The sequence below is a fragment of the uncultured Rhodospira sp. genome, assembly GCF_937138205.1.
Lineage (GTDB): Bacteria > Pseudomonadota > Alphaproteobacteria > Rhodospirillales > Rhodospirillaceae > Rhodospira.
The window spans coordinates 1-22,305 of record NZ_CAKZOT010000059.1; the positions used below are offsets into that span (position 1 = coordinate 1).

The window sequence follows — 22,305 nt, forward strand, 5'->3', positions numbered from 1 at the left end:
CGTGCCGGGTTGACGGATCACGACGGGCTTGGCCTGTTGCCTCTCCACGCGTGTCTCGGGAGATCGCCGTCCATGGCGCCGCCGCCGCTTCTGACCCTGCAAGACATCACCCTCGGCTTCGGGGGACCGCCCCTGTTCGATGGCTTGTCCCTGACCATCGGCCGGGACGAACGCCTGTGTCTGGTGGGCCGCAACGGCTCCGGCAAGTCGACCCTGCTGAAGGTGATCGCCGGGCTGGTGGAACCGGACGCCGGCACGCGGGCGCTGCAACCCGATGTGGCGGTGGCCTATTTGCCGCAGGAACCGGACCTGAGCGGGTTCGCCTCGGCGCTGGACTGTGTGACGGCGGCGTTGCCGCCGGCCCACGCAGGCGAGGCGCACCGGGCGGAAATCCTGCTGGACGCGTTGCGTCTGCCCTATGACCGGGCGCCGGCGACCCTGTCGGGCGGCGAGACGCGGCGGCTGGCGCTGGCGCGGGCGCTGGTCGGGGAGCCGGACATCCTGCTGCTGGACGAGCCGACCAACCACCTCGACCTGCCGACCATCGCCTGGCTGGAGGACGCCGTGGCGGCGTTCCGGGGGGCGGTGGTGACCATCAGCCACGACCGCGCCTTCCTGCGGCGCCTGACCCACGCCACGCTGTGGCTCGACCGGGGCCGGCTGCGCCGACTGGAGGAGGGCTTCGCCGCCTTCGACGCCTGGGCCGACACCATCGTCGCCCAGGAAGAGGCCGAGTGGGCCAAGCAGGACAAGCTGATCGCCCAGGAGACCGTGTGGTCGCGCCAGGGCATTTCGGCGCGGCGCAAGCGCAACCAGGGCCGTCTGCGCCGCCTGTATGCGCTGCGCGAGGAGCGTGCGCAGCGACTCCAGCGCGCCGGCGGCGTCAAGCTGGAGGCGGAGGCGGGCGAGACCTCGGGCAAGCTGGTGATCGAGGCCGAGGGCATCGCCAAGGGGTTCGAGGGCCGGGCGGTGGTCAAGCCGTTCTCGATCCGCATTCTGCGCGGCGACCGCGTGGGCATCGTCGGCCCCAACGGTGCCGGCAAGACCACACTGCTCCGGCTGCTGACCGGCGCGCTGGAGCCGGATACGGGGCATGTGCGGTTGGGCACGAACCTCACGCCGACGACTCTCGACCAGCATCGGTCCCTGCTCGACGGCGACAAGACCGTGTGGGACCTGCTGGCCGACACCGGCGCCGACCGCATCAACGTGCGCGGGGAGTCCCGCCACGTGGTGAGCTATCTGCGCGACTTCCTGTTCGACGACCGGCAGGCGCGCAGTCCGTTGAACAGCCTGTCCGGCGGCGAGCGCAACCGGCTGGTGCTGGCCAAGGCGCTGGCCAAGCCGACCAACCTGCTGATCCTGGACGAGCCGACCAACGACCTGGACATGGAGACGCTCGACCTGCTGGAGGAGATGCTGGCCGACTTCGACGGCACCCTCCTGCTGGTCAGCCACGACCGCGATTTCCTGGATCGCGTGGTGACGTCGACGATCGTGCTGCCGGGGGACGGTCGGGCGGTGGAGTACGCCGGCGGCTTCTCCGACGCGCTGGCCCAGGCGGGCGGCGCGATGGCGGCGTTGTTTCCGGGGATGCTGGGGGCGGCGCCGGCGGCGGGCGGGAACACGGGGCCGCCAAAGCCCAAGGCGACGCCGACGCCCTCCGAGAAGCCGAAACCGCGCTCGGCCAAACTCTCCTACAAGCAGCAACGCGCCCTGGAGCAGTTGCCGGGCCGGATCGACTCCTTGCACGCCGAGGTCGCCCGTCTGGAAAACGACCTGGCCGATTCGGGGCTGTTCAGCCGCGACCCGGACGGGTTCCAGGCCCGCACCGACCGTCTGGAGGCCGCGCGGGCCGAGCTGTCGGCGGCCGAGGATGAGTACCTGGACCTGGAGATCCTGCGGGAAAGCCTGGAAGGGTAGGGCCGCTTTCTGTCTCTCTCTCACCGCCCCGATCGTCCGACTCCTCCCCCATTTATGGGGGAGGTGGGGGAGGGGGTTCAGGCGGAAAACAGCGGCCTTGGATGTGTCTGACTCAGATCGCTCACCGCCCCAGGAAGCGGCGGCGGCGCGACGGCGCGGCGTCGTTAGCCGACGCCGACTCGCCGTCGGCGAGGGCGGGCGCCGGTGTCTCGGCCGGGCGCGCGGCGAACGCCGAGGTGCCGGGCGGCACGTCGGTGTCCGGCGTGGCGGGCCGGGAGGCCGTCAGGACCTCGCCCGGTGTGATGCGCTGGCCCGATGGGTTGGTGTAGGCATCGTTCAAGCGCTGCACCAGTTCCATGCCGGTCTCACGCAGGCGGTCCAGGCGGCGCATGGTGCCGCCGCCGCTGCCGACCGGATGGCGCCGGTAGACCCGTGTCCAGAGCCCGGTGTTGCGGCGGAAGGCGTCGCGCACGCGGAGGTTCATGGTGCCGGCGGTTTCCGGCACCGTCGGCGTGATGCGCGCGGCCATGCTCGCCCGGGCCATCTGGTGCCCGACCTGGAACACCGCCCAAAGGCCGACGGCGGCGGCGATGATCCGGGCTGCGACCGCGCCGGCATCCTGACCCGTCCCGTTCAGCGTCGCGCCGAGCCATGCCAGCGCGCCCTCGAACCAACCCGGAGCGTTCGGGGCGGTTTCGGCGGCGGCGTCCGCCGGCGTGCCGGTCACCCAACTCAGCGCCCCGGCCGGCCCGCCCTGGACCAGGAGAACGATGCCGGCACCGAACGCCGCCAGGACCAACGCGCCCCAGGCGATATCCACGGCCAGAACCCGCTTGCGCCAGCGCGACAGGTGGCGGGCCAGTTCGGGCAGGACCTCGCCGTCCAGTTCGTTGATGACCGTTTCCAGCATCGCCACCACCCGGTACGAGCGGCCGACGCCGACCTCGGCAATGCGGCCGTGGATTTCGCGCAGGTCGTGGTCCCGCTTGGCTTCGTAGCGGGCCTTGAGAGCCGGATTGTCGATCTCCACGGCGGCGTCGGGGTTGTAGATGGCGTAGAAGCGTCCGGTGACCAGGCCGGCCTGGGCGATGGCGCGCTGCCAGGCGCCGACCACATCGGCGGCGTTGTCTTCCCGCGCTGTCGTGTCGATCTGGTTGAGGATATAGAGAAACTTGGTCGGATCGGCGCGCCGCACCGTCTTCGACACTAGGTGCTGCAGCGTGTCCTGCATGGCCCCCGGCTCCGGGTGGCGGGCGTCGAAGAAGATCAGCACCAAGTCCGACAAGTCGATGATGTGGTCGGTGATGCGCAGGGTGGAGCGGCGCTGGTCGTCGGAGTCGAACCCGGGGCTGTCGATCATGATCACGCCCCACGAGCGCGGACTGGAGACCGTTTTCAGTTGCAGGTAGGCGTCGATCCGCTTGCCCTCGCCGGGGGCCACCTTCTCGATCTCGTCGCTCATGCGGAAGAACGGAAAGCGCGGGTCAGCGTTTAGTGCCGTGCCCGGCAGGGTGCGCGGCTGCGCCGACTTGCCGTGGCAGATGACGGTGAACTTGTCGTCGACGGCTTGGTTCCCGGTGTTCTGAAGAGGCACGCCGAGATAGCTGTTGATGAACGAGGATTTCCCGGCGGAGAAGGTGCCGAGCACGCTGATCATCGGCCACCAGGCGATGCGCGTGGCCAGGGAGTCCGATCGGTCCAGCAATCCCATCCGGTACAACATGTGGTCGACACGCCGGAACAGGGGCAGCAGCTCGACGAGGTCCGGCTGTTCCTTGCGCAAGTGCGCGTCCAGGGTCTTGAGGCGTTGGCGCAGGGATGTCCGAGGTCTCATGGGCGTCATTCGCGCTGTTTGGTCGCCGGGTGGCGGAGTGTGGAGGGGGGAGTGTAGGGTCCGGCCGCGCGCCTGTCCAACACCGTGGCCGCCAATGGCCGCATGGCCGCAAAGGTTTCAGGTATCCGAAGACTTGCGTCTCTCGCGGCACTTGCGCATTCTGGTCCCGGTCCTCACCCCGCGACTGGCGGGCCGTGGGACGAATTCTGGGGGGCAGGCGGAAGGGGCATCCATGGGATCGGCGCCTTTTGTAGGGCAACGTGGTCAGGGGGGAGAGTCGGCCGGCCGCTGGACGGTCGAGGCCGAGCCGAATGAGACCGTGGAGACGCCGGACACGATGAGTCGCGAGGATACCGCGACCACCGAACCGTGGACGGTTCTCGTGGTTGGCCGTGACGCCGACGTTCATGTGGCCTTGGACCGCATTTTCGAGGGCGCCACCTACGCCGGCCGGCCCATCCGGATTCTGCACGGCCACTCGGTTCTCGAAGCCGAATCCGTGCTGCGCGCCGAATCCGACATTTCCGTGATCCTGCTGGACACGGAGATGGAGACCGAGGACACCGGCCTGCGGCTGGTCCGCACCATCCGCGAGGCCTTGTGCATCCTGGATACCCGGATCGTTCTGCGCACCGGAGCCCCCGGCGACGCGCCCGACGCGGACATCGTCCTGCGCTACGATATCAATGACTACCGTGCGCGCACGGAGTTGACGGAGGCCCGCCTGTTCAGCGCCGTCGTGGCCGCCTTGCGGTCCTACGATCGCTTGCGGACGATCGCCAATCAGCGTGACGAACTCGGCCGCATGAACCTGACGCTGGAACAGCGGATCGCCGAGCGGACGCAAGAGTTGCTGGACAGCGAGACACGCTTGCGGTCCATCCTGGACACCTCGGTGATGCCGATCTTCATCACCGCCGTTGCCACGGGGCAGGTGCTCTACGCGAACAGGAGCGCCAACCATCTCCTGGGCCTGGTCGAAACGCGGCGCGACCACGGGATCTGGCATCGGCCGGCGGATCGCCGCCGGATCCTTGATGGCGTGGCCCGCCACACGCAGGTGCATGACATCGAGGCCCAGATGATCGCCGTCGACGGTCATCGCTTCTGGGCGCTGATCGCGGCCATCGGTACGACGTTCGATGGCGAGCCGTGCGTGCTGACGTCGTTCAGCGACATCTCCAGCCGCAAGGCCATGGAGGAGGAACTCAAGCAACTGGCGGCGACGGACGCGCTTACCGGCATCGGCAACCGGCGCCAGCTCATGGAGTTGGGCGACCGGGAGATGCGCCGGGCGCGTCGGTACAGCAATTCCCTGTCGATCATGCTGCTCGACATCGACCACTTCAAGCGGATCAACGACGAGCACGGCCATGCGATCGGCGACGTCACGCTGAAAGCGATGGTTCAGTGTTGTCTTCAGCAGTTGCGCGAGATTGACATCATATGCCGGCTGGGCGGCGAGGAGTTCGTCGTGCTCATGCCCGAGACGCCGGTCGAGGCGGCCGCGACGGCCGCCGAGCGGTTGCGCCTGGCCGTCGCGGACGTGAAAGTCCCCGCGGCCAACGACCAGACGGTGGCGTTCACCGTCAGCATCGGCTTGACGGCACCCCGTGCGGATGACAAGACCCTCGGCGACGTGTTGATGCGCGCCGACGAGGCGCTGTACGCGGCGAAGCATTCGGGTCGCAACCGGGTCGTGACGGTGACGTGACGGGGGGGATACCGGGCGCTCCTGTTCGCCTTTTCACCAATCGGCGCGGTCGGCGCGCCGAAGCAAGACGAGTGCGCATGTCGGCCCTGATGGCCTCTCCAAGTGAGTCGATGACGGTTGACGAGGCGATGCGGCGTCCGATCGGTCCCGGCCGCCTGCGCGAGACGGTCACCGATATGGCGGCGCGGACGCCGCCGGACGATCCGCCCGCGCCGCTTCCCACAGGCGTCAGCGTGGCGCGGCACGCCGGGACCCTGACGTGGGCGACCTTCGCGCCATTGTTTCACGCCGTTGGGGCTCCATGGCTGTGGCGGGATCGGTTGACCCGCTCGCCGGCCGAGCAGGAGGCGCATCTGGCCGATCCCGGTGTCGTCGTCCATGTGCTGCACGACGGGGTGGGGGCGGCCCTCGGGTTCTGCGAGATGGACTGCCGCGACGCGGCGGCCGGCTTCCGCGTGCTGTACTTCGGCCTGGTGCCGGACGCCATCGGCGGTGGCCTGGGGCGGGCGTTGTTCGCGCGCGCCCTGGCCGACGCCTGGCACATGGGACCGGTGTGCATCCGACTCGATACCTGCACGCACGATCATCCCCGGGCGGTCGACTTCTACCGGCGCTTCGGGTTTTCCGTCACCGGGCGGCGTGTGGTGGAAGCCGACGACCCGCGCCTGACCGGCCTGCTGCCGCGCGACGCGGCGGCGCACGTCCCGCTGGCGCCCCTGGTCGAACGGCCGCCGGCCCTGCGCACCGATGCGGGGTAGGGCACTGGATTTCGCACCGGTCAGGCGATGATGTCCGGGGTCAACCGCGCCTGCAGCCGCGAGATCTCGTCCTTCAGGGAGAGCTTGCGCTTTTTCAGACGCTGGAGCTGCACCATGTCGTACGGCGCGGCTTCCATCAGCCGGGAGATGACCTCGTCGAGGTCCCGGTGTTCCACAATCAGCCCTTGCAGCTTTTGGCGGAGGGCATTGGTTTCTTCATCGTCGATCATGTGTGGCCGAACGTGGACATGCTGCGTAAAAGAGGAACATAGGCGTAAATGAACATACACGTCTTGCGTCGCGGCGCGAGACGGGGCATGTCCTGCCGTGATCAGAGGGGACGGTGGATCGGCGTGCACCGCGTCCCAACCGTCCGAACCGGCCCACCGTAACAGAATTCCCGTGACCGCGACACGTTTGATGGTCTCCCCTAAAGACAGGGGTGCGCCGCGCGGCAGCACGGACAGGACCCAATCCGAGCGCCGGAACACCCGGGGCCAAGCCCGGCCGGCGCTCCCACCCACGCAAGGGCTTGCGAGAGCGGAGGAAACACATGGGGAAGGTTCGACGTCTTGGTGTGCTGACAAGCGGCGGCGACTGCGCCGGCCTGAATGCCGTGATTCGCGCGGTGACCTATCGGGCGGTGCGCACCTACGGCTGGAAGGTGTTCGGCATCATCGACGGGTCGATGGGGCTGATGGAACGGCCGCTGCGCTACCGGGAACTGGACCTTGACATGTTCTCGGGCACCATGCTGCGCGAGGGCGGCACATTCCTCGGCACCGTCAATCGCGGCGATCCGTTCAACTTTCCCATGCCCGACGGCACGACCAAGGACCGCTCGCTCGATTTCGTGGACGGGTTCAACAAGCTGCAGCTGGACGCCCTGATCGTCATCGGTGGCGACGGGTCCATGAAGATCTTGTCGCAGTTGTGCGCCGTGGGTGGCATCGGCATGGTGGGCGTGCCGAAGACCATCGACAACGATGTCCACGGAACCGACTTCGCGGTCGGCTTCACCACCGCCGTCAATGTGGTGACGGAGGCGCTCGACCGTCTGCAACCGACCGCCGCCAGCCACCACCGGGTGATGATCCTGGAGGTCATGGGCCGCGACGCCGGGCACATCGCCATCAACGCCGCCATCTCCGGCGGTGCCGACGTGGCGTTGATCCCGGAACTGCCGTACCGGCTCGACAGCATTGCCAGCAAGATCGCGGATGTGATCCGCGAGGGGCGGAACCATGCCTTGATGGTGGTGGCCGAGGGCTGCAAGACCGAGGACGGGCAGATGGCGACCAAGGCCCAGTCGCATGGGCAGATGCGATATGGCGGGATCGGCCAGTACCTGTCGGATAACATTGCAAGGATGACGGACCTGGAGACCCGGGTCACCACGCTGGGCCACGTCCAGCGTGGTGGCACGCCGTCGACGCGCGACCGACTGCTGGCGTCGGCGTTCGGCGTGCACGCGGTGGACATGGTGGCCGAGGGTCGGGTGAACCGCATGGCGGCGTGGCACGAACGCGGCGTCGTCGACGTGCCGCTGGAAGAGGTGTGCATCGGCCCGCGCTCGCTGGACCCGGATGGCACCCTGATCAAGGTGGCGCGCGGCCTGGGCATCTACGTCGGGGAGGAGCCCGCGTGAGGCGAGGCCGATCGGCGGGGCGGTGTCCGTGTCTCCGTCGCTGATGGTGGCGGTCGCCGCTGGCGGGGCCGTCGGCGCGGTGGCGCGCTACATGGTCACGTCGGCGGTGCCGCGCCTGCTTGGCCACGGCTTCCCATGGGGGACCCTGGTGGTCAATGTGGTGGGCTCCCTGCTGATGGGCCTGCTGATCGATATTCTCGCCCGGCGCTGGTCGGCGCCGGTCGAGGCGCGGGTGTTCCTGGTCACCGGGTGCCTGGGGGCGTTCACCACGTTCTCCACCTTCTCGCTGGACGTGGTCACGCTGTACGAGCGGGGCGCGCTGCTGCCGGCGGCGCTGTACGTGGTGGGGTCGGTGGTGGCCGGTGTGGCGGCGCTGTTCGCCGGCCTGTGGCTGGGCCGGGCGCTCGTGTAGAATGGATGACCTGATGAGTGGCGTGCAGAACATCGCGGTGGGGCCGGACGAGGCCGATCAGCGCCTGGACCGCTGGTTCCGGCGGCGTTTTCCGGACCTGTCGCACGGCCGGCTGGAGAAGCTGCTGCGCACCGGGCAGGTGCGGGTGGATGGCGGCCGGGCGAAGGCCAACACGCGGCTGTGCACCGGGCAGACCGTCCGCGTGCCGCCGCTCGACCCGGTGGCGTCGGACCGCCCGGCGCCGGCGCGGCCGAAACCGGCCTTGCGGGTCAGCGACAGCGCGCTGAAGGATCTGCGGGCGGCCATCCTGCACCAGGACGATTGGCTGATCGCAATCAATAAGCCGGCCGGATTGGCGACGCAGGGCGGCACCGGCCTGACGCACCATCTCGATGCCATGCTGGACGGCCTGAAGCGCCATCCGGGCGAAGAGCGTCCCCGTCTGGTGCATCGCCTGGACAAGGACACGTCGGGGGTTCTGCTGTTGGCGCGGTCGGCCGCCGCCGCGCGCGCGCTCACCCAGGCGTTCCGCGACCGGGCGACGCGCAAGGTCTACTGGGCGCTGGTGGCCGGTGTGCCAAAACCGCGCGCCGGGACCATCCGCGCCGCGCTGGCCAAGGAGGGCGGCGCCAAGGGGGAGCGCATGGTGTGGACCGAGGACGACGGCAAGCCGGCGGTCACGGACTATCAGGTTGTGGACGACGCCGGCCCGGTGAGCTGGCTGTGGATGGAACCGCGCACCGGCCGCACCCACCAATTGCGCGCCCACGCCGTGGTGCTGGGCACGCCGATCCTGGGCGATGGGAAGTATGGCGGCCAGGGAGCCTTCGTGGGCGGGATCGAGGTGGCCAGACGGATGCACCTGCACGCCCGCCTGCTGGCGCTGCCGCATCCGGCCGGCGGGCGGCTGGTGATCGAGGCCCCCCTGCCGCCGCACATGGCCGAGGCGTTTCGGTCGTTCGGGTTCCAGGCGAACGACGCGCCGGCGTTGGAGGAGCTTCCGTGAAGAGGTCAGTGTCCGTTGGTGTCGTTCTGGCCGCGCTGTGGGCGCACCCCGCGCTGGCCCTGGACGACACGGCCGTCAATCGACGCCTTGAGGCCGAACGCTATGAGCGCGTCGTGCCGACGGTGGAGGTGCTGGAGACCAGTGTCATCCGCGTTGCTCGAATGCTGCCGGCCGAGCACCGCCAGCCGTTCATCGACTATGCCCTGCTGCACATCGACCGCGAGCGCATCCGCGCGACCGTGCTGTCGGCGCTCACCGAGACCTTCACCGCCAACGAACTGCGGGCCATGGCCAACTTCTTCGGCTCACCCCTCGGCCAGTCGGTGGCGTCCAAGATGGGCACCTACACCGATCGGGTTATGCCGGGGGTGATGATGACCGTGCGCGCGGCGGCGACCCGCTACGCCCGCGACCAGGGGGCCGAATGATGGCTTCACCCAATGCGGCTCCACTTCGCCTCGTCGTGTTCGATGTGGACGGAACCCTGGTCGACAGCCAGCACAACATCATCGCCGCCATGCGCATGGCCTGCGAGGCGGTGGGCGTGACGGTCCCGCCGGACCACGCGACGCGGGCCGTCATCGGCTTGTCGTTGGGCGAGGCGGTGGCGTTGGTGACGCCGGAGGCCTCTGAGGCCGACCGGGACCGCGTGGTCGCCGCGTACAAGGCGGCGTTCTTTGCCTTGCGCTCCCGCGCGGACCACGACGAACCCCTGTTTCCAGGTGTACACGCGGTGCTCGATGCGCTGGAGGCGGACGGGTGCGTGCTGGGGCTGGCCACCGGCAAGTCACACCGGGGCGTGGCGGCGGTGATCGAGCGCCATGGCCTGGAGGGGCGCTTCGTGACCGTGCGGACGGCCGACGATGGCCCCGGCAAGCCGCACCCGGCCATGCTGCGCGGGGCCATGGACGACGTCGGCGCCCAGCCCGCCGACACGGTCATGGTGGGCGATACGGCGTTCGACATGGAAATGGCGCTCGCCGCCGGAACCGATGCCCTGGGGGTCGCCTGGGGCTACCACGACAGTAAGGCGTTGACGGCGGCGGGAGCGCGGCTGGTGCTGCCGGCGTTCGAGGCGCTGCCGGGCAGCCTGCGGTGGATTGGGACCGGACACGGTGCTTTGGCGTAGGCCCCGCTTCCGCCCAAGGAAGGCCACATTTTCGTCCTGTCCTGGGTGAACCGGGGCGTGGTTCTCACGCGCTGCCTGCGCTGGTCTGCCGGACCAGATCTCCCCACTCGGGCATGAGGGGTCGGTGCCATGAAACTTTCCACCATCCTTTGGGTGATCGTCGGTCTCCTGGTCCTTGTGGTGGCCGGGGCGGGTGTCTTCCTGGCGACGCTTGACGTCAACCAGTATCGCCCCCGGATCGCGGCGTTGCTCGCCGACAACACCGGACGGGCCGTGTCGCTCGATGGCGAAATGGATCTGGCGCTGGGCCTGACACCGGCCCTGACGGTCGAGGACGTCAGTATCGGCAACACCGGCTGGGCGACGGATCCGGACATGGTCTCGGTCGGCCGCCTGGAGGCGCAGGTCGCGCTGCTGCCGCTGTTCTCGGGGCAGGTCCAGGTGGTGCGGCTGGTGCTGGTGGATCCGGTCGTCTCATTGGAGACCGATGCCGAGGGCGCCGGCAACTGGGTGTTCGGTGACGGCGCGGCGCCGGCGGATCCGCCCGCCGAGCCCGCGCCGGCCGGGGATGACGACGGCGGCGCCGGGGCGATGCAGCTCGAGATCCAGGAGGTGCGGCTGGAAAACGGGTCCCTGATCTACCGGGATGGGGTCACGGGCCAGACGATTCGCGTCGCGCTGGAACGGGTCTCCCTGACCGGATCGGGGTTCGACGATCCCCTTAACCTTGATATCGCGGGAGCCTACAACGATGCGGATTTCACTCTGTCGGGGTCGGTCGGGCCTCTGACGGCCCTGACGGCGCCCGGAGCCGCGCCCTGGCCGCTCGATCTGACCGCCAACGCCGGCGGCGCCACGGTGACCGTCGCCGGCAGCATCGACGATCCGGCGGCGGCCAAGGGCATCAATCTGACCATTTCCGCCAACGGCGGGCAGATCAGTGACCTGGGCGCGCTCGCCAAGGCCGTGGGGCAGAACGTGCAGGTTCCGGCGCTGGGGCCGTTCGCCGTCACCGCGACGGTGTCGGGCTCGCCCGAGATGCTTGTGGTGTCGGGTCTGGAGGCCGAAGTCGGCGCCCCCGAACAGCTCCATGCCACGGTCACGGGCAACATCGCCAACGCCATGGCGGCGTCGGGGCTGGACCTTGACGTTGCGCTGAACGCGCCCGATCCCGCGCGACTGAAGGACTTCGGCGTGGACGTGCCGGTCCCGATCGTGGCCAGTGCCTCGGTCAGCGACATTGACGGGGGGTATGCGCTCGACGCCATCGAGGCGTCGCTGGGGCGCAGCCGCCTGATGGGTGACATCGACGCCGTGCTGAGCGGACCGCGACCGGCGGTCAAAGGCACGCTGAATGCGCCCCTGCTGGACCTGGATGAGTTGGCCGGTGGCCAGGGGGGCTCGGCCGGCGGAGACGCGACAGGGACGCCGGACGCCGCGTCGGGAGGCGGCGGCACCGTGATCCCCGATACGCCGCTGCCGCTTGATGCGCTGAGGATGGCCGACGCCGCCCTGACGATCACGGCCGACCAGGTGATCCTGCCGGGCGGCGCCGACATGGCGGATGTGACCCTTGGCGTGAACCTGGCGGACGGGGCGTTGACGGTCGATCCGCTCCAGGCCGCCCTGGCCGGCGGAACGATCGGCGGTGCGGTTTCCGTCACGCCGGTGGGCGAGGGGGCCGCGTCGGTCGATGTCGCCCTGACGGGCGATCAGGTCGCCCTGGGCGAGGTGGCCAAGACGTTCGGTGGCTCCGATGCCCTGCAGGGCGGGCCGACCACCCTGCGCGTGGATCTGAGCGGGCGGGGCGCGACGCCGCACGCCATCGCCGGTTCGCTGAACGGGTCGATCCTGGTGCACACGGTCGATGGGCGCATCAACAACAACGCCGTCAACTGGGCCGGCGGTGACGTGTTCACGCAGCTTGGTGATCTGGTGAACCCCTTCAACGAGCGCGAGCCGACGACGCCGATCCAGTGCCTCGTGTTCTCGATGACGGCGCGGGACGGCGTTCTGTCCAACGACCACGGCCTCGCCCTGGAGACGGACAAGATGGTGGTCGGCGGCGGCGGCGCGTTCGACCTGGGCGCCGAGCGCCTGAACCTGAAGATCGCGCCGCGCCCGCGTCCGGGCATTGGCCTGGAAACCGGGTTCGGCAAGATTGTCGAGTTGTTCGCGGTGACCGGACCGTTCGCCAACCCGTCGCTGGAACTGGACGCGGAGAAGGCCGTCGCCACCGGCCTGCGGACGGCGGCCAGCGCCGCCGGGGCCGTGGCCACGGGCGGGCTATCCTTGCTGGGCGAGAACCTGGCCGGCAATCTGCTGGGCGCCGGCGAGGACGGCGAGATGGAGCCGTGTCTGGTGGCGCTGGGCGAGAAGGACCCGGGCGAGATCAGCGACCAGCCGGCTGAGGCCGCGACCGATGGCTCTGGTGGGGGCGCGATTCAGCAGCAACTTGAAGGCGTGACCGAGGGCCTGTCCGACGGAGCCGGGGACGCGGTCAACGACGCCATCGGCAACATTCTTGGCGGTGGTGGCGGCGGCGGCGGTTCGGGCGGGTCCACCGATGCGGCACCCGAAGGGGCGCAGGAGCAGCCGTCCCAGCCGCAGGGCAATGTGGGCGATGCGATCCGCGAGGGGCTCGGCGGCCTGCTCGGCAACTGACGTCGGCGAGCGTTCTGGAGTGGGGACCTATCGTCTTCACACGTCTCTGCCAGCGTTCGCGGGAGCTGACAGAGCGGCGCAAGACCCCTCCCCAACCCTCCCCGTAAACGGGGAGGGCGTCCGGCCGGTGACCGCTTCTCGGACTCCTCCCCCATTTATGGGGGAGGCCGGGAGGGGGTTCAGGCGGAAAACAGCGGCTTTGGATTCGTGTGGATCAGAGAGGGGTGGGGTCTGGTCAAGACGGCGGCGTGTTCGGTATGCCTTGGCGTCCCGCGTTCAAGGAGCCGACATGCCTCAGCCGTCCGACCCCAGCCATCCGATCCCCGGCACGCCGCCGCGCCGGTTCTATTCGGCCGCCACGCCCGCGCCCCTGGAGGGGGGCGGACACGGCGTGTTCCTCGACGGTCGCCCGGTGCGCACACCGTCACGGGGGCCGCTCACCCTGCCGACGGCGGCGCTGGCCGAGGCCGTGGCCGCCGAGTGGGCGGCGCAAGGGGAAAGCGTCGATCCTCATTCCATGCCGTTGACCCAGTTGGCCAACACGGCGCTGGAACGCGTGGTGCTGGGCCGCGCGCCATTGCTGGCCGAGGTCGTGCGGTACGTGGACGCGGACATGCTGTGCTATCGGGCGGAGGGCCCGCCCGATCTGGTGGCGCTGCAACGCCAGTCCTGGCAGCCGCTGCTGGACTGGGCGAACGAGACCCTGGGTGCCTCCATGGCCGTGACCCACGGCGTCATGCCGGTGCGCCAGCCGGACGCGACGGTGGCGGCCCTGCGCGGGGCGCTGGAGGTGCTGGACGACTGGGCCTTTACCGCCGCCCAATGCGCGGCCGGGGCGACCCATTCCGTGGTGCTGGCGCTGGCCTTGGTGAGCGCGCGCGTCGACGCTGAAACCTGCTTCGCGCTGTCCCGCCTGGATGAAACCTGGCAGATGGAGCGCTGGGGCGAGGATCGCGAGGCCCTGAAGGCCCGCGAGGCCGTGCGCCGCGACCTTGTGGCGGCGGAAACGCTGGTGCGGTTGACGCGGGGGTGAGGGGCGCCGGGATGAGCCCACGCGGTGGCGGTTCAGGCTTCCCGTGGAGGCGGGCCTACGATACGGTGTGGTGACGGTTGGCGTCGCGTGAACCGTCGGCTCTGGACTGATCTTGGCGCGCCGATCTATCTGTCCCATGTCTTCAGGACCCGAGAAACACGAACAGAGACGATTGTATGAGCGCGAAGACGGCATTCGGGACCCTCAGAGTCATTGCGTCCTTCGCCCTGCTTGGCGCGGTTCTGGCCGGGGTCGCGCTGGCGTGGGTCGATGCGGATTTACGCGCGTACGGTGCCGCGATTGGCGGCTCGCTTGCCGCCCTGGGGAAGGCAACAAAGATCATTTGATCGCCGACGATGGTGGGGGCCGTTGTTATCGTATATCGACGGAAACTGGATCGATATCGGGTCATTGTTGACAGGCCTGGGCTACGCGACGCTGCGATTCCAGAGAAACCGAAAGAATAGGCGCTTTCTCTCTAAAACGACAGGTGTCGACGTCGCGAACGGGGCGAGTTTGTTTCCATTGTTTATACTAGGGCTTTCTTTCCTGTCGAGCCCGTTGCTAGATGAGCTCTTGTCTGCGAACAGGCTGATTCTATCCGTTGCCGGGCTCGCCGCCTTGTTCGCCATTCTGGAAGACTGGGACTCCGGACCGGTTACCTGATCACCCCGTCCACCTTCCCGGCCCGCAGCGTCACCACCCGGTCCATGCGGCGGGCGAGATCGGGGTTGTGGGTGGCGATCAGGGCGGCCAGGCCCTCCTCGCGCACCAGCCGCAGGAACTCGGCGAACACGCCGTCGGCGGTGTTGGGGTCGAGGTTGCCGGTCGGCTCGTCGGCCAGAAGGACCTTGGGCGCGTTGGCCAGGGCGCGGGCGATGGCCACGCGTTGCTGTTCGCCGCCCGAGAGCTGGCCCGGCCGGTGGTGGCCGCGTGCCGCCAGCCCCATGCGCTCCAGCAGGTCCCGCGCCCGCGCCCGCGCCGAGCCCTTGCGGACGCCGGCCACCATCTGCGGCACGATCACGTTCTCCTCGGCCGAGAACTCGGGCAGCAGGTGGTGGTACTGGTAGACGAAGCCCAGGAACCGCCGCCGCATCAGGGTGCGTCCCTTGTCGCCCAGGCCCGAGGCCGCCTGTCCGGCCAGCAGCACCTCGCCATCGTCCGGGTGCTCCAGGAGACCGGCGATCTGCAGCAGGGTGGACTTGCCGGACCCGGACGGACCCACCAGGGCGACGATCTCGCCGGCGTTGATCGTCAGGTCGGCGCCGTCCAGAACCGTCAGCGGCGGCGCGTCGGCCTGCCTGAACGCCCGGCGGATGGCTTGCAGGGAAAGGGCCGAGGCGGTGCTATTCATAGCGCAGCGCCTCCACCGGATCGGTGCGGGCGGCCCGCCAGGATGGGTACAGCGTCGCCGCCAGGCTGAGCCCCAGCGACATCAACGCCACGGAGGTCACCTCGGCCGGGTCCATCTCGGCCGGCATCTGCGCCAGGAAATAGATCTCCGGTGAGAACAATTCGGTGCCGGTCAGGGATTGCAGGAACTGCCGGATGCTCTCGATGTTCTCGCAGAACAGGACACCCAGCAGCACCCCGGCCGTGGTGCCGACCAAGCCGACGCTGGCCCCGGCCAGGAAGAACACCCGCATGATGGCGCCCCTGGTCGCGCCCATGGTGCGCAGGATGGCGATGTCGCGGCCCTTGTCCTTCACCAGCATGATCAGGCCGGAGATGATGTTGAACGCCGCCACCAGGATGATCAGCGTCAGGATCAGGAACATGACGTTGCGCTCGACCTGCAGCGCGTTGAAGAAGGTGGCGTTGGTGCGCCGCCAGTCGCGCAGCCGGATGCCCTGGGGCAGGGGCGTGGTGGCCAGTGTCTCCGTCACCTGGCCCACCCGGTCGGGGTCGGTGACCGTCACGTCCAGATAGCTCACCTGCTCGGGCATCTGGAAATAGACCTGGGCGGCCTCCAGCGGCACGAAGACGAACCCGAGGTCGAATTCGTACATGCCGACCTCGTAAATGGCGGCAATGCGGTAGGTCTTGATGCGCGGCACGGAGCCGAACGCGGTCACCTTGCCCTTGGGCGAGATCAGCGTCAGCCCGTCGCCCAGGCCGAGGCCCAGCCGCTCGGCCAGGCGCGCGCCGACCATGATGGTGTCGCGGCCCGTCAGGTCGTTCAGCGATCCGGACACCAGGCTGTCACCCAGCATGGGGCGCTCGGCCAGGCGCTCGGCCGGCACGCCGCGCACCATGGCGCCCCGGCTCTCGCCGCCGGCGGTGACCATCACCTGCCCCTCGACGGTGGGCAGGACCGAGACGACGTTGTCGAGGCCCCGAACCTGATCGGCGACGGGCTCGTAGTCGCTCATGGCGTCGGTGGCGCCGTAGACCGACAGGTGCCCGTTGAAGCCGAGGATGCGGCCCATCAGGTCCTGCCGGAAGCCGTTCATCACCGCCATGACGATGATCAGGGTGGCCACGCCGAGCGCGATGCCGGCCAGCGAGAAGCCAGCGATGACCGACACGAAGCCCTCCTTGCGGCGGGCGCGCAGGTAGCGCAGGGCCATCATGCGTTCGAAGGCGTTGAACATGGGCGGCGGGTCTCCCGAAGGCTCAGCATCATCCCGAGGCCCGGCCGGGCCGAGGGATCTCCCTCGGCGGCACACCGCATCGGGAGATCCTTCGCGCCCATCCGGGCGCTCAGGATGAAGACTTTGGGCGGATGCGGCCGGAGCCACACCCACCCTAGACGGACATCAGAAGATGGCGGAAATCAGCCGGACAGCCGCGCCAGGGCGCTTTCGGCCGAAATCTCCTCGCGTTCGCCCGTCGCCCGGTTCTTCATCTCGACCACGCCCTTGGCGAGACCCTTCGGCCCCACGATCACCTGCCACGGCAGGCCGATCAGGTCCATGTCGGCGAACTTGGCCCCGGCCCGCTCGTCGCGGTCGTCGTACAGCACCCGGTCCGGCCCGAGCGCGTCGTACAGGCTGGCGCAGGCGGCGTCCGTGCCTTCGTCGCCGACCTTCAGGTTGATCAGACCGACGTGGAACGGCGCCACGGCCTCGGGCCAGATGATGCCGGCGTCGTCGTGGCTGGCCTCGATGATGGCGCCCACCAGCCGCGAGACGCCGACGCCGTAGCTGCCCATGGCCACGGTGACGGGGTCACCGTCCGGGCCGGTGACGGTGGCCCCCATGGGCGCCGAGTACTTGGTGCCGAAGTGGAAGATGTGGCCCACTTCGATGCCGCGCGCGGTGACCAGATCGTCGCCCAGGCTGGCGGCCTTGGTGACGTCGTGCATCTCGTCGGCGGCGGCGTACAGGCCGGTCCACTCGTCCACGAGGGGCTGAAGGTCGGCGTCGTAGTCGACGCCCTCCGGGGTCGGTTTCTCCAGCAGGGCGCGGTGGCAGTGCACCTCGCTCTCGCCGGTGTCGGCCAGCACGATGAACTCGTGGCTCAGGTCGCCGCCGATGGGGCCGGTTTCGGCGCGCAACGGGATCGCCTTCAAGCCCATGCGGGCGAATGTGCGCAGGTAGGCGACGAACATCTGATTGTAGGAATGCCGGGCGGTCGCCGTATCCAGATCAAAGGAATAGGCGTCCTTCATCAGGAACTCGCGCCCGCGCATGACGCCAAAGCGGGGCCGCACCTCGTCGCGGAACTTCCACTGGATGTGGTACAGGATCTTGGGCAAGTCCTTGTAGCTGCGAATGCTGGTGCGGAAAACGTCGGTGATGACTTCCTCGGCCGTGGGGCCGTACAGCATGTCGCGCTCGTGACGGTCGGTGATGCGCAGCATCTCCTTGCCGTAGTCGTCGTAGCGCCCACTTTCCCGCCACAGCTCGGCCGACTGGATGGTCGGCATCAGCATTTCCTGGGCGCCGGCGCGGTTCTGCTCCTCGCGCACGATCTGTTCGATCTTCTTGAGCACGGCGAAGCCCAGCGGCAGCCACGTGTAGATACCGGCGGCGTGCTGGCGGACCATGGCGGCGCGCAGCATCAGGCGGTGGGAGACGATCTGCGCCTCGGCGGGCGTTTCCTTGAGCGTGGGCAGGAAGTAGCGCGACAGCCGCATGGGGGAATCCTCGGGCCGGATGGGGTTAAATCGAGCGGCACTTTAGGCCAACGGTCCCGACCGAGGCAACGGCGGTGGCGGGCAATCGGGTGAAGGAACGCGTCACCTTCTTTCATTCGGGTAGGGCGGATTCGACCCGCGAAGCGGGGCAATCCGCCATGTGGCGCCGATGCGGCGGGTTGCGCCTTCGGCGCGAACCCGCCCTACCCAATCCCGCATTTCGACAAAGGTGCCTTCACCCGATTGCCCTGGGCGGCGGTGGCGGGCGCGCGTCGTGTCCCGTGCTCCGGCCAGGTGAAAGGCGTACATTAGAAAAACACGAGGCAAAGATCCTGTTTGGTTGTAGTCATGTCTTTCGAACTTACGTAAAAAGGAATATGGCGAATGGCTTCGCCCCCTATTCACATTTGATCATTGCAAAGTCGATTGCGCTTTCCGTATAAAAATTGCGTGGTTTCCATCCATAGGAGGGGATTGTGTCCATCAAGGCATTCATTCGCGGCGCGTTGGTTGTCCTGCTATGTCAAACGGTTGCCGTTGGCGGGGCTCTGGCCGCCGATCGCGCGACAAAGGAAGAAGCCAAGGCCATGGCGGAAGACGCCGCCGCTTACTATGAAGAACATGGAGAGGCGGCCTTCGATGTTTTTACAAATGGTGACATGTTCAAGGACAGGGACCTCTATGTGTTCATGATGGACCTTAAGGGCACCATGGTGGCGCACGGACAGAACCCGTCCCTGATCGGCCGTGACACGATCGGGTTGCGCGATCCGTCCGGCAAGGCGTTCATTCAGGAGTTCGTCGCGGTCGAGGATAAGGCGTGGGTCTCGTATCAGTGGCAGAATCCGACGACTGGTGGCGTCGACGACAAGGTCAGCTACATCATCAACGTGGGCGACTATGTCCTGGGTGTCGGGGCTTACGAGTAAGGCCAAGAGACGGCAAGGGGCGCCAACCGGCCGCCCTCTTGCCTGAGTGTCTGTCCGGAAAGCCCTTATGGGTACCACGGACGGTGCTCGTTCTGGGGACCGGCACCCCACATATTGTGGCCTTCGAGACTTTCCGGACGGGCTCTGAGGGTCGTGAAGAAAAACGATAAAAATAACACATTGAATGATCCCATGACTGCGCCGGGCTAGCAGTTTGGTCGATTGTTTGGAAGGAAACCAAGAAACGCATCCGAGGGTTTCTTGTTTCTTTTCGGCCTTGTGTCCGCCGATTTCGATCATGTCAATCAAAGGAGGGGAATATGTCCATCAGAGCGTTGATTCGGGGCATGGTGATCGTGCTGCTTTGTCAGACGGCTGTGGCTGGTGCCGCGCTATCCCAGGAGCGGTCCTCGCGCGAGGAAGCCAAGGCCATGGCGGAAAAGGCTGCGGCGTATTTCCATGAACACGGAGCCGAGGCCGCCTTTGAAGCCTACAACAACAGCGACGAGTTCAAGGATGGCGACCTGTACGTCGTCGTGGAAGACCTTGAGGGCAACATGATGGCCCATGGGACAAGCCCGGCCCTTGTCGGCCGCAACGTTCTCGATTTGCGCGATCCGACAGGAAAGCTGTTCAACCACGAATTCGTTGCGGTCGAGGATCGGGACTGGATAACGTACCAGTGGAAAAACCCGGTTACCAATGCTGTCGAAGACAAGGCGACGTACATCATCAATGTTGGTGACTACGTGATTGGAGTCGGCGTTTACGAATGACCAACGCGAGATGAAGGTGCCGTCGAAGTCCCCTTGCATCCTTGAGTTGGTCTGAGCCCGTTAACAATAACATCCTTCGTCCCCGTACTGTGCCACACCTGCAAGCGGTGGTGCGTTGTACGGGGGATTCGGAGGAAATCGACCAACTTGAACAGTGGAGGGGATCATGTCGGTGAAGTCTTTCATTCGCGGGGCGGTGGTTGTGTTGCTGTGTCAGGTGGTTTCTTTCGGGAGCGCTTTGGCCGAGGAGCGTGCAACAAAAGAGGAAGCCAAGGCCATGGCGGAAGAGGCCGCCGCCTACTTCAGGGAACACGGCGCTGAGGCGGCCTTCGAGGCCTTCAACACCAGCGACGCGTTCAAGGACAGGGACCTCTACGTCTTCGCGCAGGCCCTGGACGGCGTCACGGTCGCGCACGGCGGGAACCAAGCTCTCTTTGGCCGCAACGTGATCAGCCTTCGCGACCCATCGGGCAAGGCGTTCATCCAAGAGTTCGTTGCGGTCGAAGACGAAGCATGGGTTTCGTACCAGTGGCAGAATCCGGCGACGGGTGGCGTCGAAGACAAGGTCAGTTACGTCATCAACGTGGGCGACTACGTCCTGGGTGTCGGAGCTTACGAGTAAAAATGGAAGGTCGGAAGGGGCGTCGCTTACGCCCCTTTCTGCTTTCACCAAAACTGGATAGCAACAGGGACACCGGATATGTCAAGACTTTCTGATATTCCAGTCATTTACAAGTTTTTCATTTCCCCGATTGTAGCAATCGTCCTGTTGTTGGTTTTGGGTGCCATTCTGTTTGGGGCGTACACCTCGGTCCAGGACTCGCGCGCGCGGGCCGACCAGATTTCCGAGTCCGTCGACCACCTGCAGGTTCTGATGCTGGGCATGGCCGGCGGCCACGCCGACATGATGCGCACGGTCAGTTGGCGGCAATCGAATGTGGCGGCCGAACAGGTTGAGGCTGCCATGCAGGCGTCATTGGCCAACATCACCGCCGCCCAGGCCGCTCGGGAATCGCTCGGGTCGTTCGAAGACGCCGAGCTTGAGGCGTTGAGGGCCGAGATGGTCGCTCTGATCGACGCCTATGAAAAAAGCGCGGCCGGTACAATGGACGCCGCCATCACGGACCCGTTCATCGGCAGCATGATGATGACGGACACCTACTACGTTTATACGGACTTCGTGGCCGCGTGGCAGGCGTTGATGGACGCGGTGCGCGCCGCGGCGGTGGACACGAACCAGGCGGCAGAGCAGGCTTTGGCCACGTCCGTCACCGTGTTCCAGATCGCGGCGGCTTTGACGGTCGTCCTGTTGATCGCCGTGACGCTGATGATCGGCCGGGAGGTCGCCCGCTCGACCAACGCCCTGACCGAACGGATGAAGCGCCTGGCAGAGGGAGACAAGGCGGCGCCCATCGACGGGACCGGCCGTAAGGATGAGATTGGGGCGATGGCCCGCGCGCTTGTTGTGTTCCGCGACGGGATGCTCAAGGCCGATGAGTTGGCGGCGCAGAAAGAACGCGAAAACGAAGCGCGCGAACAGCGCGCCACGCGCTTGCAAACCCTGACCGAAGAGTTTGACAGCAGGGCCACGAAGATGCTGGACGAGGTGGCCGGGCAGGCCGCGCATCTGAAGCAGACCGCCAATGCGCTGCTGGAAACGGCGGAGCGCGCGCAACAGCAGGCCCTCGCCTCGGCGTCGGCCTCTGAACAGTCGTCGGCCAGCGTCGAGGCCGTGGCCACCAGCGCCGAGGCTTTGGCACAGGCCATCCACGATATCGGCCGACAGGTCGAGTCGTCGACGGAACTCGCCGGGGCGATGGTGAAGAGCACCGAAGCGTCCTCGCGCGAGGTGTCGGCCCTGGCCGACGCGGCCCAGAAGATCGGCGAGGTGGTGCAGTTGATCACGGGCATCGCCGAACAGACCAACCTGCTGGCCCTGAACGCCACCATCGAGGCGGCGCGCGCCGGCGATGCTGGGCGCGGCTTCGCGATCGTGGCCTCGGAGGTCAAGAACCTCGCCGATCAGACCGCCCGCGCCACCGAGGACATCAGTGCCCAGGTCTCCGGGATCCAGGGCGCGACCGGCAAGACCGTGTCGGCGATCGAAACCATCCGAGACGGGATTCAGCGGGTCAGCACGATCACCGCGGAGATTTCCCAGGCTGTCCAGCAACAGGACTCGGCGACGCGGGAGATCTCGCAGAACGTTCAGTATGCGTCCACCAGCACGAATGAAATGAGCGCCCTTGTCTCCACCATGAAGGATGCCGCGACCTTGACCGGTGAGTCGTCCACCGACCTGCTATCGGCGGCGGAATCGCTGGCCGACGACGCCGATCAGTTGAAGACGTTTGTGCATGATTTCATCAGGGACGTCCGCGTCGCGTGACGGCGCGGG

Annotated in this window: 20 protein-coding genes; 15 read left to right on the forward strand and 5 right to left on the reverse strand. The window is 67.5% G+C overall.

Going from position 1 to position 22,305, the window contains the following annotated elements:
* Positions 1–72: 72 nt before the first annotated feature.
* Positions 73–1,923 (forward strand): ATP-binding cassette domain-containing protein, encoded by a 1,851-nt coding sequence (locus Q0309_RS08290; protein ID WP_299439439.1) that lies wholly within the window; start codon positions 73–75, stop codon positions 1,921–1,923.
* A 121-nt stretch (positions 1,924–2,044) separates the two neighbouring features.
* Here the strand turns inward: Q0309_RS08290 and Q0309_RS08295 are convergent, their stop codons facing one another.
* Positions 2,045–3,757, reverse strand: a complete 1,713-nt coding sequence (locus Q0309_RS08295; RefSeq protein ID WP_299439441.1) for a dynamin family protein — start codon at positions 3,755–3,757, stop codon at positions 2,045–2,047.
* 337 nt (positions 3,758–4,094) lie between these two features.
* On the opposite strand from Q0309_RS08295, the gene Q0309_RS08300 reads away from it, so the two are divergent.
* A complete protein-coding gene (locus Q0309_RS08300; RefSeq protein WP_299439443.1) occupies positions 4,095–5,471 on the forward strand; it encodes a sensor domain-containing diguanylate cyclase in 1,377 nt (458 codons plus the stop codon).
* A gap of 77 nt (positions 5,472–5,548) precedes the next feature.
* On the forward strand, positions 5,549–6,229 hold the full coding sequence (locus Q0309_RS08305) for an N-acetyltransferase (RefSeq protein WP_299439445.1): 681 nt from the start codon (positions 5,549–5,551) through the stop codon (positions 6,227–6,229).
* A gap of 20 nt (positions 6,230–6,249) precedes the next feature.
* Here Q0309_RS08305 and Q0309_RS08310 read toward each other — a convergent pair whose 3' ends face one another.
* Positions 6,250–6,459 carry a DUF465 domain-containing protein gene (locus Q0309_RS08310; protein ID WP_299439448.1) on the reverse strand — a complete coding sequence of 70 codons (210 nt, stop codon included), beginning with the start codon at positions 6,457–6,459 and terminating at the stop codon, positions 6,250–6,252.
* A 323-nt stretch (positions 6,460–6,782) separates the two neighbouring features.
* On the opposite strand from Q0309_RS08310, the gene Q0309_RS08315 reads away from it, so the two are divergent.
* The 8 genes from Q0309_RS08315 to Q0309_RS08350 all read left to right on the forward strand — a co-directional run bounded on the left by Q0309_RS08315 (position 6,783) and on the right by Q0309_RS08350 (position 14,468).
* Positions 6,783–7,877, forward strand: a complete 1,095-nt coding sequence (locus tag Q0309_RS08315) for an ATP-dependent 6-phosphofructokinase (RefSeq protein ID WP_299439450.1) — start codon at positions 6,783–6,785, stop codon at positions 7,875–7,877.
* A gap of 28 nt (positions 7,878–7,905) precedes the next feature.
* On the forward strand, positions 7,906–8,289 hold the full coding sequence (gene crcB / locus Q0309_RS08320) for a fluoride efflux transporter CrcB (protein ID WP_366940579.1): 384 nt from the start codon (positions 7,906–7,908) through the stop codon (positions 8,287–8,289).
* Position 8,290: 1 nt separating this feature from the next.
* Positions 8,291–9,295 (forward strand): RluA family pseudouridine synthase, encoded by a 1,005-nt coding sequence (locus Q0309_RS08325; protein WP_299439454.1) that lies wholly within the window; start codon positions 8,291–8,293, stop codon positions 9,293–9,295.
* On the forward strand, positions 9,292–9,723 hold the full coding sequence (locus tag Q0309_RS08330) for a DUF2059 domain-containing protein (protein ID WP_299439456.1): 432 nt from the start codon (positions 9,292–9,294) through the stop codon (positions 9,721–9,723). The genes Q0309_RS08325 and Q0309_RS08330 overlap by 4 nt, the downstream gene beginning before the upstream one ends.
* Positions 9,720–10,424, forward strand: coding sequence for an HAD-IA family hydrolase (locus Q0309_RS08335; RefSeq protein WP_366940580.1), 705 nt, complete (start codon positions 9,720–9,722; stop codon positions 10,422–10,424). The genes Q0309_RS08330 and Q0309_RS08335 overlap by 4 nt, the downstream gene beginning before the upstream one ends.
* A 129-nt stretch (positions 10,425–10,553) precedes the next feature.
* Positions 10,554–13,088 carry an AsmA family protein gene (locus tag Q0309_RS08340; protein WP_299439457.1) on the forward strand — a complete coding sequence of 845 codons (2,535 nt, stop codon included), beginning with the start codon at positions 10,554–10,556 and terminating at the stop codon, positions 13,086–13,088.
* A 289-nt stretch (positions 13,089–13,377) separates the two neighbouring features.
* Complete coding sequence (locus tag Q0309_RS08345) at positions 13,378–14,121, forward strand: ATP12 family chaperone protein (RefSeq protein WP_299439459.1); 744 nt, start codon at positions 13,378–13,380, stop codon at positions 14,119–14,121.
* A 176-nt stretch (positions 14,122–14,297) separates the two neighbouring features.
* Positions 14,298–14,468, forward strand: a complete 171-nt coding sequence (locus Q0309_RS08350; RefSeq protein ID WP_299439461.1) for a hypothetical protein — start codon at positions 14,298–14,300, stop codon at positions 14,466–14,468.
* A gap of 311 nt (positions 14,469–14,779) precedes the next feature.
* Here the strand turns inward: Q0309_RS08350 and Q0309_RS08355 are convergent, their stop codons facing one another.
* From Q0309_RS08355 to proS, 3 genes are all read right to left on the reverse strand, one after another.
* Complete coding sequence (locus Q0309_RS08355) at positions 14,780–15,475, reverse strand: ABC transporter ATP-binding protein (protein ID WP_299439463.1); 696 nt, start codon at positions 15,473–15,475, stop codon at positions 14,780–14,782.
* Positions 15,468–16,715: a lipoprotein-releasing ABC transporter permease subunit gene (locus Q0309_RS08360; RefSeq protein WP_299439465.1), complete on the reverse strand. Its 1,248-nt coding sequence runs from the start codon at positions 16,713–16,715 to the stop codon at positions 15,468–15,470. The genes Q0309_RS08355 and Q0309_RS08360 overlap by 8 nt, the downstream gene beginning before the upstream one ends.
* Positions 16,716–16,897: 182 nt before the next feature.
* A complete protein-coding gene (gene proS / locus Q0309_RS08365; RefSeq protein ID WP_299439467.1) occupies positions 16,898–18,202 on the reverse strand; it encodes a proline--tRNA ligase in 1,305 nt (434 codons plus the stop codon).
* 476 nt (positions 18,203–18,678) lie between these two features.
* Between proS and Q0309_RS08370 the strand changes: the two genes are divergently transcribed.
* From Q0309_RS08370 to Q0309_RS08385, 4 genes are all read left to right on the forward strand, one after another.
* Entirely contained in the window at positions 18,679–19,131 is a 453-nt protein-coding gene (locus Q0309_RS08370; protein WP_299439469.1) for a cache domain-containing protein, read from the forward strand.
* 320 nt (positions 19,132–19,451) lie between these two features.
* Entirely contained in the window at positions 19,452–19,907 is a 456-nt protein-coding gene (locus tag Q0309_RS08375; protein ID WP_299439471.1) for a cache domain-containing protein, read from the forward strand.
* Between the two features lie 166 nt (positions 19,908–20,073).
* The gene (locus Q0309_RS08380) at positions 20,074–20,529 is read left to right on the forward strand and encodes a cache domain-containing protein (RefSeq protein ID WP_299439473.1); all 456 of its coding nucleotides are present in this window, start codon (positions 20,074–20,076) and stop codon (positions 20,527–20,529) included.
* Between the two features lie 147 nt (positions 20,530–20,676).
* Positions 20,677–22,296, forward strand: coding sequence for a methyl-accepting chemotaxis protein (locus tag Q0309_RS08385; RefSeq protein WP_299439475.1), 1,620 nt, complete (start codon positions 20,677–20,679; stop codon positions 22,294–22,296).
* Positions 22,297–22,305 lie beyond the last annotated feature (9 nt).

Bases quoted from the DNA above. Each gene is read 5' to 3' on its own strand.
- Q0309_RS08350 (WP_299439461.1), top strand. From the start codon at position 14,298: ATGAGCGCGAAGACGGCATTCGGGACCCTCAGAGTCATTGCGTCCTTC.
- proS (WP_299439467.1), bottom strand. From the start codon at position 18,202: ATGCGGCTGTCGCGCTACTTCCTGCCCACGCTCAAGGAAACGCCCGCC.
- Q0309_RS08335 (WP_366940580.1), top strand. From the start codon at position 9,720: ATGATGGCTTCACCCAATGCGGCTCCACTTCGCCTCGTCGTGTTCGAT.
- Q0309_RS08325 (WP_299439454.1), top strand. From the start codon at position 8,291: ATGGATGACCTGATGAGTGGCGTGCAGAACATCGCGGTGGGGCCGGAC.
- Q0309_RS08340 (WP_299439457.1), top strand. From the start codon at position 10,554: ATGAAACTTTCCACCATCCTTTGGGTGATCGTCGGTCTCCTGGTCCTT.
- Q0309_RS08380 (WP_299439473.1), top strand. From the start codon at position 20,074: ATGTCGGTGAAGTCTTTCATTCGCGGGGCGGTGGTTGTGTTGCTGTGT.
- Q0309_RS08290 (WP_299439439.1), top strand. From the start codon at position 73: ATGGCGCCGCCGCCGCTTCTGACCCTGCAAGACATCACCCTCGGCTTC.
- Q0309_RS08360 (WP_299439465.1), bottom strand. From the start codon at position 16,715: ATGTTCAACGCCTTCGAACGCATGATGGCCCTGCGCTACCTGCGCGCC.
- Q0309_RS08375 (WP_299439471.1), top strand. From the start codon at position 19,452: ATGTCCATCAGAGCGTTGATTCGGGGCATGGTGATCGTGCTGCTTTGT.
- Q0309_RS08310 (WP_299439448.1), bottom strand. From the start codon at position 6,459: ATGATCGACGATGAAGAAACCAATGCCCTCCGCCAAAAGCTGCAAGGG.
- Q0309_RS08295 (WP_299439441.1), bottom strand. From the start codon at position 3,757: ATGAGACCTCGGACATCCCTGCGCCAACGCCTCAAGACCCTGGACGCG.
- Q0309_RS08300 (WP_299439443.1), top strand. From the start codon at position 4,095: ATGAGTCGCGAGGATACCGCGACCACCGAACCGTGGACGGTTCTCGTG.
- Q0309_RS08305 (WP_299439445.1), top strand. From the start codon at position 5,549: ATGTCGGCCCTGATGGCCTCTCCAAGTGAGTCGATGACGGTTGACGAG.
- Q0309_RS08345 (WP_299439459.1), top strand. From the start codon at position 13,378: ATGCCTCAGCCGTCCGACCCCAGCCATCCGATCCCCGGCACGCCGCCG.
- Q0309_RS08355 (WP_299439463.1), bottom strand. From the start codon at position 15,475: ATGAATAGCACCGCCTCGGCCCTTTCCCTGCAAGCCATCCGCCGGGCG.
- Q0309_RS08315 (WP_299439450.1), top strand. From the start codon at position 6,783: ATGGGGAAGGTTCGACGTCTTGGTGTGCTGACAAGCGGCGGCGACTGC.